Annotated in this window: 10 protein-coding genes; 6 read left to right on the plus strand and 4 right to left on the minus strand. The window is 61.7% G+C overall.

Annotated elements, in window-relative coordinates; genetic code table 11:
* Positions 1 to 44 precede the first annotated feature (44 nt).
* The 4 genes from ACPJXG_RS23440 to xapA form a co-directional block, all read right to left on the minus strand.
* Positions 45 to 2,426, minus strand: a complete 2,382-nt coding sequence (locus ACPJXG_RS23440) for an aldehyde dehydrogenase family protein (protein WP_425252491.1) — start codon at positions 2,424 to 2,426, stop codon at positions 45 to 47.
* A 12-nt stretch (positions 2,427 to 2,438) separates the two neighbouring features.
* On the minus strand, positions 2,439 to 3,398 hold the full coding sequence (deoC, locus tag ACPJXG_RS23445; protein ID WP_034785577.1) for a deoxyribose-phosphate aldolase: 960 nt from the start codon (positions 3,396 to 3,398) through the stop codon (positions 2,439 to 2,441).
* Entirely contained in the window at positions 3,395 to 4,588 is a 1,194-nt protein-coding gene (locus ACPJXG_RS23450; RefSeq protein WP_099400715.1) for a phosphopentomutase, read from the minus strand. Before ACPJXG_RS23450 ends, deoC begins: the two co-directional genes overlap by 4 nt.
* A gap of 118 nt (positions 4,589 to 4,706) precedes the next feature.
* Positions 4,707 to 5,546 (minus strand): xanthosine phosphorylase, encoded by an 840-nt coding sequence (gene xapA, locus ACPJXG_RS23455; RefSeq protein ID WP_035824988.1) that lies wholly within the window; start codon positions 5,544 to 5,546, stop codon positions 4,707 to 4,709.
* Between the two features lie 364 nt (positions 5,547 to 5,910).
* Between xapA and ACPJXG_RS23460 the strand changes: the two genes are divergently transcribed.
* From ACPJXG_RS23460 to ACPJXG_RS23485, 6 genes are all read left to right on the plus strand, one after another.
* Complete coding sequence (locus tag ACPJXG_RS23460) at positions 5,911 to 7,068, plus strand: PfkB family carbohydrate kinase (RefSeq protein WP_402720280.1); 1,158 nt, start codon at positions 5,911 to 5,913, stop codon at positions 7,066 to 7,068.
* 3 nt (positions 7,069 to 7,071) lie between these two features.
* Complete coding sequence (locus ACPJXG_RS23465) at positions 7,072 to 8,001, plus strand: pseudouridine-5'-phosphate glycosidase (RefSeq protein ID WP_425252492.1); 930 nt, start codon at positions 7,072 to 7,074, stop codon at positions 7,999 to 8,001.
* A gap of 85 nt (positions 8,002 to 8,086) precedes the next feature.
* Positions 8,087 to 8,989, plus strand: coding sequence for a LysR family transcriptional regulator (locus ACPJXG_RS23470; protein WP_176390523.1), 903 nt, complete (start codon positions 8,087 to 8,089; stop codon positions 8,987 to 8,989).
* Positions 8,990 to 9,492: 503 nt separating this feature from the next.
* Entirely contained in the window at positions 9,493 to 10,488 is a 996-nt protein-coding gene (locus tag ACPJXG_RS23475) for a BMP family lipoprotein (protein WP_034754523.1), read from the plus strand.
* Between the two features lie 81 nt (positions 10,489 to 10,569).
* Entirely contained in the window at positions 10,570 to 12,099 is a 1,530-nt protein-coding gene (locus tag ACPJXG_RS23480; protein ID WP_035824977.1) for an ABC transporter ATP-binding protein, read from the plus strand.
* Positions 12,096 to 13,175: an ABC transporter permease gene (locus tag ACPJXG_RS23485; RefSeq protein WP_425252493.1), complete on the plus strand. Its 1,080-nt coding sequence runs from the start codon at positions 12,096 to 12,098 to the stop codon at positions 13,173 to 13,175. The genes ACPJXG_RS23480 and ACPJXG_RS23485 overlap by 4 nt, the downstream gene beginning before the upstream one ends.

Here is a 13,175-nt window from a genome sequence, read left to right on the forward strand (position 1 = left end):
AGTCCCTACGGTTCTGACCCCAGCTTTGCAACGCTAGTTGCTTATCAGACGCCGTAAGGAATCCACACGTTTTTCACTTGCGACGCATGCGCCAGCACGGCGCGGCCGCCACTTTGGGCGGCGCTGTACCAGTCGCGGCCCTTCGCGCCACCGACCCAGGTGCGCTTCAGGGTACCGGCCGACAGGCGCTCGACTTCCGCACAACCTTCAGCGGAACCGTCATGGCGCCAGACGGCGTCGATGTCGGCGTGCGTGGCCAGGGTGCGCGCCAGTTCATCGGCGTTGCCGCTGATGATGTTGACGACGCCGCCCGGCAAGTCGGACGTGTCGAACACCTGGTACAGGTCCAGCGCGGAGAGCGGATGCGCTTCCGACGGCACCACCACCACGCGGTTGCCCAGCGCGATGGCAGGGGCGACGAGCGAAATGAAGCCCAGCAAAGGCGCTTCGTTCGGGCAGACGATACCGATCACGCCAACCGCTTCATTCAGCGCCACGGTGATGCCCTTGGTGGGCGGCTGGTGCGCCAGGCCATCGTACTTGTCGGCCCAGGCGGCGTAGTAGAACAGGCGTTCGATCGATGCCTGCACTTCCTTCTCGGGGTTTTTATTGCCCGTCATGGCGGCGATGCGGGCGGCGAATTCGTCGGCGCGCGCCGCCAGGTTTTCAGCGATGTAGTACAGCACTTGCGCGCGGTTGTGCGCCGTGGCGCCGGTCCAGCCGGACGCTTTATGGGCTGCTTCGACGGCGTTGCGGATATCCTTGCGGCTGCCCACGCCCACTTCGGCCAGCAGGGCGCCGTTCGCGCCAAACACCGGGGTGCTGTAGGCGCTGTCAGGGCGCGCCTGCTTGCCACCGATGTACATCTTGGCCGTGCGGTCGATGGCGAACGGATCGGCTGCCGCCACTTTCGCATTGCCTTTGGCTTTCGCTTCCACCACCGGCAAGGCTGGACGCGCATCTTCGGCCAGGGCCGTCATGTATTCCAGCATGCCTTCGCGGCCGCCTTCACGGCCGAAACCCGATTCGCGGTAGCCGCCGAAGCCGCACGCCGCATCGAACTGGTTGGCGCTGTTGATCCACACCACGCCTGCCTTGATGGCGGGAGCGATATCGAGTGCCAGGCTGATCGACTCGGTCCACACGCTGGCGGCCAGGCCGTACACCGTGTTGTTCGCCAGCTGCACCGCTTCAGGCGGCGTGCGGAAGCTCATGGCCACCAGCACGGGGCCGAAGATTTCAGCATGTGCGACGGCGGCCGAGGTCGACGCGCCCGTGATCAGGGTCGGCGGGAACCACGAACCGTCAGCCGGCAGTTCGCACGCCGGCTGCCATACGTCACAGCCTTCAGCCTTGGCAGAATCGACCAGCGCGGCGATGCGCTGGCGCTGCACGGGGTCGACCAGCGCGCCCACGTCCATCGATTTGTCCAGCGGCGAGCCGAGGCGCAGGTTTTCCATGCGGGCGCGTACCTTGTTCAGGAAGCGCTCCTGGATCGATTCCTGCACCAGCAGGCGCGAACCGGCGCAGCATACTTGGCCCTGGTTGAACCAGATCGAATCGACCAGGCCTTCCACGGCGCCATCGAGGTCCGCGTCTTCAAAGACGATGAACGGCGACTTGCCGCCCAATTCGAGGGACAGCTTCTTGCCGCTGCCGGCCGTCGCTTCGCGAATGAGGCGGCCCACTTCCGTGGAACCCGTAAACGCGATCTTGTCGACGCCAGGATGGTTGACGATAGCCGAGCCCACGCTGCCGTCGCCGGTGACGATGTTGACGACGCCAGCTGGCACGCCTGCCTGCACGCACAATTCGGCGAATAGCATGGCCGTCAGCGACGTGAATTCGGCCGGCTTGAAGACGACCGTGTTACCGGCCGCCAGGGCCGGAGCGATTTTCCACGACAGCATCAGCAGCGGGAAATTCCATGGCACGATCTGGCCCACCACGCCCACGGCGCGGTAGTCGGCGAATTCTTCCGACTGCAGCTGCGCCCAGCCGGCGTGGTGATAAAAATGGCGTGCGGCCAGCGGCAAGTCGATATCGCGCGTTTCGCGGATGGTCTTGCCGTTGTCCAGGGTTTCGAGCACGGCGAACAGGCGCGAATGTTTTTGCAGCAGACGGGCCAGCGCGTACATGACTTTCGCGCGGCCGTGGCCGCCCATGCCTTGCCAGACGGGCAGCGCGCGGCGCGCTGCTTCGACGGCCCGTTCGACGTCCGCGTCGGTCGCTTGCGTCAGTTCCGCCAGTTGCGTGCCGTCGGCAGGATTGGTCGAGGCGAACAATTCCGCCGGCGCGCTCCAGGCATTGTCGATGAACAAACCGAATGTGCGCTGGTGGCCGTCGAGCCACGCTTGCGCTTCTTTTTGACTTTCGGGAGCAGGGCCGTAGTCCATAGTATTGAGAATCTCGTTAATTGTTGGCATGACGATTGTTCTTTAAGGTTGTGCGTGACGATGATTGGCCGAGTAGCTGCCGGTGACGTAGTGCTCGAGCTGGCGCTCGATGTCGGTCAGCAGGCTGGAAGCGCCGATACGGAACAGGTGCGGCTGCAGCCATTCGTTGCCCAGTTCTTCCTTCATCAGGGTCAGGTATTGCAGCGCGCTCTTGGCCGAGCTGACGCCGCCGGCTGGCTTGAAGCCCACCTGGAAGCCCGTCTGCTCGTGGTATTCGCGGATCGTGCGCACCATCGTCAGGGCCACGGGAATGGTGGCGTTCACGCCCTCTTTACCGGTGGAGGTCTTGATGAAATCGGCGCCGGCCATCATGCAGACCCACGACGCCTTGGCCACGTTTTCCATGGTCAGCAAATCGCCCGTGGCGAGAATCGCCTTCACGTGCGCTTCGCCGCACGCCTTGCGGTAAGCGAGCATTTCGTCGTACAGCACTTGCCAGTTGCCGTTCAGGACGTGCTGGCGCGTGATGACGATATCGATCTCGGAAGCGCCGGCAGCGACCGACAGCTCGATCTCGCGCAGCTTCGTTTCCATGCTCGTCAGTCCGGCCGGGAAACCCGTCGACACGGCGGCGATGGGCAAACGGCCCTGGATGACTTTCACGGCTGGCTGAATCATCTCGTGGTACACGCACACGGCGCCGGTGCTCAATTGCGTCAGGCCCAAGGCGTCCATCAGGTCGGCGCGCAGCGGGCGCATGGCCTTCATGCACAGGCGTTCCACTCTGCCCGGCGTATCGTCGCCGCCCAGGGTGGTCAGGTCGATCATCTGGATGGCTTTGACCAGCCAGGCGGCCTGGTATTCCTTTTTCACCGTACGGCGGTTCGCCAGGCTGGCCGCGCGGCGGTCCGTCGCGGCGCGGTTGACGCGGATCTGGTTGATCCAGCCCAGGTCGAGGCCAACGGCCTCATTACGCTTGAATTCGGGGTGCATGAGTGTCATAACAAGCTGGTTCCATTAGCAAGTGGTGGTACGCCAAGGTGTTTGGCGAGGGTTTGGCCAATATCGGAGAACGACTCGGAAATACCCAGTGCGCGCGGGGCGACACCGGGGCCGAAGAAGATCATCGGTATGTGTTCGCGGGTATGGTCGGAGCCGTGCCAGGTCGGGTCGCAGCCATGGTCGGCGGTGATCACGACCAGGTCGCCTTCCTTGAGCTTGGCCATGAATTCCGGCAGGCGACCATCCATTTCGCGCAGCGCGTCGGCATAGCCTTCGACGTTGCGGCGGTGGCCGAAAGCCTGGTCGAAATCGACGAAGTTCACGAAGGTGAGCGACTTGTCCTGCACTTCATCGGCCGTCTTCAACAGCGCTTCGAACAGCGCCATGTTGTCAACGCCCTTGACGACGCGCGAGATTCCCTGGGTAGCGAAAATGTCGCTGATCTTGCCCAGGCCGACGACTTCGCCGCCCGCATTCTTGACGTGGTCGAGCAGGGTCGGCGCGGGTGGCGCGACGGCGTAGTCATGGCGGTTGGACGTGCGCGTGTAGTTGCCATTGCTGCCGGTGAACGGGCGGGCGATGACGCGGCCGATGTTGTACGGCTCGACCAGCTTGAAGGCCATTTCGCACACTGCGTACAGGCGCTCGAGGCCGAACGACTCTTCGTGCGCGGCGATCTGCATCACCGAGTCGCCCGAGGTATAGATAATCAGCTTGCCGGTGGCGACGTGCTCGTCGCCATGCTTGTTGATGATGTCCGTGCCCGAGGCATGGCAGTCGCCGAGGAAGCCCGGCACGCCCGACATGGCTTTGAGCTTGTCGGTCAGGTCGGCCGGAAACGACGGCGTGGTGCGGGGGAAATATCCCCAGTCGAATTCGACGGGCACGCCGGCGATTTCCCAGTGGCCGCTCTGCGTGTCCTTGCCGGTGGAGCGCTCGCGCGCCGCACCATAGGCGCCGGTGAAGCCGTCGCGCTGGTCGAAACCGGTGGCCCATTCGCCGCTGGCCAGGTGCGCGGCGGCGCCCAGGCCCAGGCGTTCCATGTTCGGGAGTTTCAAGGTCTTGCCGCTTTTGGCGACAGTGCTGGCAATGTGGCCAAAGGTATTGGCACCTGCGTCGCCATACTTGGCGGCGTCTGGCGTCGCGCCAAGGCCGAAGGAATCAAGCAGGAGGATAAATGCGCGTGACATGATAAGGCTCGCTTTATGGATGTAATGCGGGATGATGCGAACAGTGTAGGCCGGATTTTCCCGGCCTGCCGCGCGGCAGCGCCAGTAGATGGCGCGCCGCTACTGCATAAAAAAGTGCTTAGGCTTGCGGCTTTTCTGCGACTTTGGAGAGGAAGGCCAGGATCAGCTTGACCAGGTCTTTCGCGCCGATGGCCGCGTATTTCAGGGTTTGCTCATGCGACAGGGCGAATGGCGACATGCCTTCGGCCAGGTTGGTAATCACCGACACGCCCACCACTTTCAGGTCGCAATGGCGGGCCGAGACCACTTCCGGCACCACCGACATGCCGACCGTGTCGGCGCCCAGGCGGGCCATCATGCGGATTTCGGCGGCCGTCTCGAAGTTCGGACCAGGGTAGGCGACGAACACGCCTTCGTGCAGGGTGATGCCGTTCGAAGCGGCCGTGTCCTTGACCAGATTGCGCAAGTCCGCATCGTAGGCATTGGCCATGCTGAAGAAGCGCGGGCCGAAGCGGTCATCGTTCGGGCCGACCATCGGCGTGCCTGGCAACAGGTTGATGTGGTCGCTGATGGCCACCAGGCTGCCGGCGTCCACTTCAGGGCGCAGGGAGCCGGCGGCGTTGGTGACGAACAGCATTTCGCAGCCCAGCAGTTTCAGGGTACGGATGGCGCTCGTCATCACGCCCATGCCATAGCCTTCATAGAAGTGGCCACGGCCCTTCATGCAGACGACGGCGACGCCCGACAGGGTGCCGATCACCAGTTCGCCGGCATGGCCGTGCACGGTGCTGATCGGGAAGCCTGGCAATTCGTCAAAGCTGATGCTGACGGCGTCCGTCATCTGCTCGGCCAACACACCCAGGCCGGAGCCGAGGATCATCGCCACGCGCGGCTTGAAATTTTCAGGAGCGCGGGCACGGATGATTTCGGCGGCGTGGAAAGGGGTGTTGTTCGACATGGTTATCCTCTGATTGACTAATGGTGATGGGTTGCTGCCTGCGCGACGGTGTACGAAAAGTATCGCCCAGATATCGGGTATGTATGGTGTTACAGGTATATCGAAATGCGTATTGCCTCTATTTGCCGCCACTATGCATCAAACGGAATATGTATGGCAAATACCATTTTTCTTGCCCATTTATACAATTCAAATATAAATCGCCGATATTATAGTCGAGGCAAGCCCGGGCCCGCCATGCCCGGGAAATCCGTGCATACAAGCTCCATACGAAGGTTTTTCGCATGCACCTGACACGCGCTTGACACTGACAAGACAAATGTTTACAGTCACAGACAAATGTTTAAACCTCAGCGAAAACCCTGTGACCGATACCAATAAAAAAGACCAGCTGTACACGCTGATCCGCAACAACCCCTTCATCTCGCAGCAAGACCTGGCGAGCGAGCTGGGCTTGTCGCGCTCGGCCGTCGCCGGCCACATCGCCGGATTGATCCGCGAGCGGCGCCTGCTGGGGCGCGCCTACGTGCTGCCCGACAGCCGCCCCGTGCTGTGCATAGGCGCCGCCAACCTCGACCGCAAGATGCGCACCCTGGCGACCCTGCAGATGGGCACCTCGAATCCCGTGCGTTCGGAGGAAGTGTTTGGCGGCGTGGGCCGCAACATCGCGGAAAACCTGGCCCGCCTGGCTATCCCCGTGGCCCTGCTGACGGCGCTGGGCGACGATGCGGCCGGCCACGCCCTGCAAACGCACGCGGAAGACGCGGGCATCGACATGCGCGGCAGCTTGCATCTGAGCAACACCAGCAGCGGTACCTACACGGCCGTGCTCGACGAGCATGGCGAAATGCTGCTGGCGATGGCCAACATGCAACTGTATGAACAGCTGACACCGGCTTTTCTGCACAGCCGCCAGCCGCAGCGCGCCGCCGCCGCCCTCACCGTCTGCGACCTGAACCTGGGCCACGACAGCGTGCAGGCACTGCTGGCCGATGCGCGCCAGGATGCGACGCACGCGACGCCGCTCGTCATCGTCGCCGTCTCGCAGCCGAAGATGGCGCACCTGCCGCAAGACCTGACGGGCTTGCATTTGCTGATCCTCAACCGGGGCGAACTGGAAACGCGCGTGGCGCGGGCCCTGCCCACGGCGGCGGACCTGCGCGCCGCCTGCCGCGAAGTGCAACGCCAGGGTGCGCGCCAGGTGATCGTCACCTGCGGCGGCGAAGGCGTGTACTTCACGGATGGCGACAATCTGGATGCGCCCATCGTGCATCTGGCCGCGCGCGAAGTGGACGCCGTCGACGTGACGGGCGCCGGCGACGCGTTTTCCGCCGCCGTCTGCTGGTCGCTCTACCACGACAGCAGCGATTTGAAACTGGCGTGCCGGCGCGGCCTGAAGCTGGCCGCCATGACACTGGAATCGGCTGCCACCGTCTCCCCCCAGATTTCCGCCGGCGCGCTCGACAACATTGACGACGCCGACCTGGCGCCGCCTCCCCCTACCCTCTTTCAACAGGACTGAACCATGACCCAATTACAGAATTTCCTCTTGTTCTCGCAAGAAGTGCTCGACGCGCGCGCCGCCGGCAAGGCCATCGTGGCGCTGGAATCGACCATCATTTCGCACGGCATGCCGTATCCGCAAAACGTGGAAATGGCGCGCGAAGTGGAACAGATCATCCGTGACGGCGGCGCCGTGCCAGCCACCATCGCCATCATCGGCGGCAAGATCTGCGTGGGCCTGTCGCCCGAGCAACTGGAACTGCTGGGCACCTCGCCAAACGCCATGAAGGTCAGCCGCCGCGACCTGCCGTTCGTCCTGTCGCAGGGTAAACTGGGCGCCACCACCGTGGCCGCCACCATGATCTGCGCGGAGCTGGCCGGTATTGCCGTGTTCGTCACGGGCGGCATCGGCGGCGTGCACCGCGGCGCGGAAACGAGCTTCGATATTTCCGCCGACTTGCAGGAACTGGCGCAAACCTCGGTGGCCGTCGTCTGCGCGGGCGTCAAATCCATCCTCGACATCGGCCTGACCCTGGAATACCTGGAAACCCATGGCGTGCCCGTCATCAGCGTGGGCCAGGAAGGTTTCCCGGCCTTCTTCACGCGCGAAAGCGGCTTCAAGGCCGATTTCCGCCTCGACACGGCCGCCGAACAGGCCGCTTTCATCGGCACCAAGTGGCAGCTGGGCTTGAAGGGCGGCGTGATCGTCAGCAACCCCGTGCCGGCCGCGCAAGCCATGCCCAAGGAAGAAATCGATGCGATCACCACGCAGGCGCTGCAGGAAGCGGACGCGGGCGGTGTGAAAGGCAAACAAGTCACGCCATTCCTGTTGTCGCGCATCAAGCAACTGACGGACGGCCGCAGCCTGGCGACGAATATCGCGCTGGTCAAGCACAATGCCCAAGTCGGCACCGCGCTGGCCATTGCCATGCAGGCAGTCGTGGCACGATAATAGGACTGCTGTAAAGAAAGCGCGCGCGCCTTCACGGGTCTGCGCGCCGTTCCATCGCCTAGCAACACGCAACGCCAAGGAAAGCATGTCCATCGATCTGAAACAGTTAAAGTATTTTCTTGCCGTTGCCGAGGAGAAAAGCTTCAGCCGCGCCGCGGAGCGCCTGCATATCTCGCAGCCGCCCCTGAGCCAGCAGATCATGAAACTGGAAAGCGAACTGGGCGTGCGCCTGTTTGCGCGCACCACGCGCACCTTCGAGCTGACCGTGGCGGGCAAGGCCCTGATGAACGAGGCGGCCGACCTGCTGGCCAAGATGCGCATGACCATCGACACCATCCGCCAGATCGACCGCGGCGAAGTGGGCCGCTTGCGCGTGGGCATCGTCGGCTCGGCCATGTGGGGCCCCATCCCCAGCTTGCTGGAAGAATTCCAGACCAAATTTCCCCGCGTCACCTGGACCATCCATGAATTCGGTCCCACAGTCCAATATGAAGCGCTGCGCGCCAAGCAGATCGACGTGGGCTTCTGGCGCGAACCCAAGCTCAACGACGACGACTTGCGCCACGATAATCTGCGCCAGGAACTGTGCTTCCGCGAAAACGTCTGCGTGGCCGTCAATGAACATCATCCGCTGGCGAAAAACACGTCCATCGAGCTGATCGACATCGCCCACGAGCCGATGCTGACCCTGAACCTCGACAAATCCGCGTTCCCCCGCTACCTGGTGCAATGCTGCATCAACGCCGGTTTCGAACCCGTGATTTTCCAGGAAGCGAGCGAACCGCAAACCCTGCTGGCCATGGTGGGCGCGGGCCTGGGCGTGACCCTGGTGCCGGAAACAACGAGCCGCATCGGCTGGCCCGGCGTCGTGTTTCTGCCCATCAAAACGAATCCGCCGTCGGCGAATCTGTACATCAGCTACACGACGCTGGACGACGCACCCGTGGTGCGGGCCTTCCTGAATATCCTCAATCCCCCGGCTGCCTGAGAACGCGAACAAAACCTACTGCGCGTCGCGATTTGCGGCCTCCGATGCTCACTGTGCATTCGCACAGCTCCGCTTCTCGACCACAACTCACTGCCGCTCGCTACGGTTTTGTTATGCGTTCTTAAAACCTATTTATATGCCCTACATATAAATACATAAACAAAAACGTATTTGTCATACATATCTGGCATGATGCATAGTGATTCGGACGCCCATCGCGGCGCCGGTCCCGTGCTTGCCCTGCCCGTCCGCTGACGGCGCATCCCAGCCCGCTCCGGCAGCCCCATTCGATGTTGTACCTATAAAAGAGACGGGGCGCGACTGTTGCATGAGCATCACACTGACGGCATGAAAGCAGACGAGGTCAGCAATGATCTTGTGCAATACAGTGCAATGTTGATAAGGAATTATCACCTCGTGCATCAAAAACAGGCTAAATCGACCCCAAATTATATGTTTCACCTATAAAAAATATACAATATCGATCTTCCAGGAGCCAATTCATGAAACTTACACAATTTAGTTTGACGATCGCAGCCGTATTTTTGACTGCTCAAGCGTCCGCGGCTACCCCAAAACTGGGTGTCGTGTATGACGCGGGCGGCAAGTTCGACAAGTCGTTCAACCAATCCGCTTTCGAAGGCGCATCGCGCTTCAAAAAAGACACGGGCATTTCCTTCATCGAAGTACAGGCATCGAGCGATACGCAAGCCGAACAAGTCATGCGTGGCCTGGCCCGCAAGAAACTCGACATGATCGCCGCCATCGGCTTTGCGCAAACGCAAGCCGTGCAAAAGGTCGCCAAGGAATTCCCGAACGTGAAATTCGTGCTGATCGACGGCCAGGCCGCCGGCAGCAACGTCAATTCCGTCGTCTTCAAGGAAGAAGAAGGCTCCTACCTGGTCGGCGTGGCTGCAGCCATGGCCAGCAAGAGCAAGAAAGTCGGCTTCATCGGCGGCATCGATATTCCCCTGATCCGCAACTTCGCCTGCGGCTACGCGCAAGGCGCGAAGGCCGTCAATCCAAAGATGGAAATCACGCAAAACATGGTCGGCACCACGTCCGGCGCCTGGAATGACCCGGCCAAGGGCGGCGAACTGGCCCGCTCGCAATTCGAGCGCGGCGTTGATGTCGTCTTCGCCGTCGCTGGCGGCAGCGGCATGGGCACCCTGCAAATGGCCAAGGAAAAAGGCAAGCTGGCCATCGGCGTCGATTCGAACCAGAATCATCTGTATCCAGGCAGCATCCTGACCTCGATGGTCAAGCGCGTCGACAACACGGTCTACGACAGCTTCATGCAAGTCAAGAACGGCACCTGGAAGGGCGGCGTCAGCTATAAAGGCTTGAAAGAAGGCGGCGTGGATTGGGCGCTCGACGCGAACAACCGCAAGCTGATCACGCCGGAAATCGAAAAGCGCGTGTTGGGTGCGCGTAAGGACATTATCGATGGCAAGATCAAAGTGATCGATTACCGCGTCGGCAGCAGCTGCCCGGTTTAATTTTTCTCCGTATCTTTTAGCGCGCCGCCGGGGCCAGTCTCCGCGCGGCGCGTTTCCATGAAACTATCCAGTTATGAACCTATGCAGCCAGCAGTAGAATTTCGCAGCATTTCCAAGCAGTTTGGACATGTGAAGGCGAACGCCGACGTCAGTTTCTCCATCGCCAAGGGCAGTATCCATGGCCTGGTGGGGGAAAACGGCGCCGGCAAATCGACCTTGATGAGCATCCTGTACGGGTATTACCGTGCCGACGGCGGAGAAATCCTGCTCGACGGAAAAGTACAGCCTATCCGCAACAGCCAGGAAGCGATCAACCTCGGCATCGGCATGGTGCACCAGCACTTCATGCTGGTCGAGAACTTCACCGTTCTCGACAATATCATGCTGGGCACGGAAGGCGGTTTTCGCCTGGCCAGCCACCGCACGGAAGCGGAAGCGAAATTGCGCGAAATTTGCGCGCGCTACCGCCTCGACGTCGACCCGCTGGCGAAGATCGAAGACCTCTCCGTCGGGGCGCAGCAGCGCGTGGAAATCCTCAAGCAGATTTACCGCAGCGCCAATATCCTGATCCTCGACGAGCCGACGGCCGTGCTGACGGCCCAGGAAACGGCCTCGCTGTTTGAAATCCTGCGCCTGTTCAAGGAGCAAGGCAAGACCATCATCCTGATCACGCACAAGCTGCAAGAGATCCTGGAAATCACCGACAACGTCACCGTCATGCGCGGCGGCACGGTGGTGGGCGCCGTGGCGACGGCCGGCACCTCGAAAGAGGAACTGGCCAACATGATGGTCGGCCGCCCCATCCAGAGCCACTTGCCCCGTGCACCGTACAATCCGGGCGCCACGGTGCTGGAAGTGGACGGTCTGCAACTGGCGGATGAGCAACAGGTCAAACTGCTGGCCGACATCGGTTTCAACTTGCGCGCCGGCGAAATCGTCGCCATCGCGGGGGTCTCCGGCAATGGGCAGAGCGAGTTGCTGGAAATCCTGTCGGGCATGCGCCTGCCGACGTCCGGCAAGCTGCGTTTTCTCGACAAGGACTTGCCGTTTGCCAAACGCCACGATGCCGACGGCTTGCCGCTGGCCTTCCGCGAGCTGGGCATCGCCCACATTCCGGAAGACCGCTTGCGCGATGGTGTGGTGAAAAATTTCTCCGTCATGCAAAACACCATCCTCGGTTACCAGGATCACCTGAAAAACCGCTGGGGCCTGTTCAACTTCAAGGCCATCGGCGCGCGCTGCGCGGAACTGCTGAAAACCTTCGACGTGCGCCCGGCCAATCCGGACCTGCGCATCGGCTTGTTGTCGGGCGGTAACCAGCAAAAGGTGGTGATCGCGCGCGAAGTGCTGGCCAAGCCGAAACTGATGCTGGTGGGCCAGCCCACGCGCGGCGTCGACATCGGCACCATCGAAAGCATCCATACGCAATTGCTGGCCCTGCGCGACGCGGGCGTGGCGATCCTGCTGGTGTCCGTCGAACTGGAAGAAGTGCGGGCGCTGGCCGACCGCATTCTCGTCATGTGCGGCGGACGCATCACTGGCGAACTGAAAATTGAAGAATTCGATACCACCCGCATCGGTCTGTTGATGGGGGGAATGCATAAATCATGAATAACGACTTGCCACGCTGGGCGACAGCCTTTGTCATGCCCATGTTAAACCTGCTGTCGGCCTTGCTGGTCGCGGCCCTGGTGATTTATATGCTGGGCGAAGACCCGGCCGAATCGCTGTCGATCCTCGTCCACAGCGCCATCCTCAATCCGGAAGGCTTGAGCTACACCCTGTTCTACGCCAGCACCTTCATTTTCACGGGCCTGTCGGTCTCCGTGGCGATGCAGGCCGGCCTGTTCAATATCGGTTCCGAAGGTCAGATGTATATCGGCGGCCTGGGCTTGACGGTGGCCATGCTGGCCTTCGACCAGACCCTGCCCGCCTGGCTATTGATTCCGGCCGCCATGATAGGTGCGGCCCTGTTCGGCGCGCTGTGGGGTTTCCTGCCCGGCTACCTGCAAGCGAAGCGCGGCAGCCACATCGTCGTCACCACCATCATGTTCAACTTCATCGCCGCCAGCCTGATGAACTTCGTGATCGTGAAATACCTGATTCCGCCGGGCGAGCAGAACACGGCCAGCCGCGTCTTCGCGGAAAGCGGCGAAATGCCGCGCTTAAGTACCTGGTTCCCAGCCTTGGGCGACACCCCGCTGAACATCAGTTTTATCCTGGCGATCGCCGCGCTGGTGATCTACGGCGTGATGGTCTGGCGCTCGTCGTGGGGGTTCAAGCTGCGCGCCACGGGCCTGAACAAGCACGCGGCCCACTATGCGGGCGTGTCGATCAGCAAGATGATCATCATCGTCATGCTGATCTCGGGCGCGCTGGCGGGCCTCGGTTCCGTCAATTCCATCATGGGTTCGACGCATTATCTGTCGCTCAATTTCGTCGGTGGCGCCGGCTTCATCGGCATCGCCATCGCCCTGATGGGCCGCCAGCATCCGGTCGGCATCTTCCTGTCGGCCGTGCTGTTCGGCGCGCTGATCCAGGGTGGCTTCGACTTGTCGCTGGAAAAACCGAATATCCCGACGGAAACTTTCATTTTCATCCAGGGCTTGATCATCCTGTTCTGCGGCGCCATGGAAAACTTCTACGCACCGGCCATTTCCGCCCTGCTCAAGCGCACCAAAGGCTAA

Source organism: Janthinobacterium sp. NFX145 (assembly GCF_049810325.1).
Taxonomy (GTDB): domain Bacteria; phylum Pseudomonadota; class Gammaproteobacteria; order Burkholderiales; family Burkholderiaceae_D; genus Janthinobacterium; species Janthinobacterium rivuli.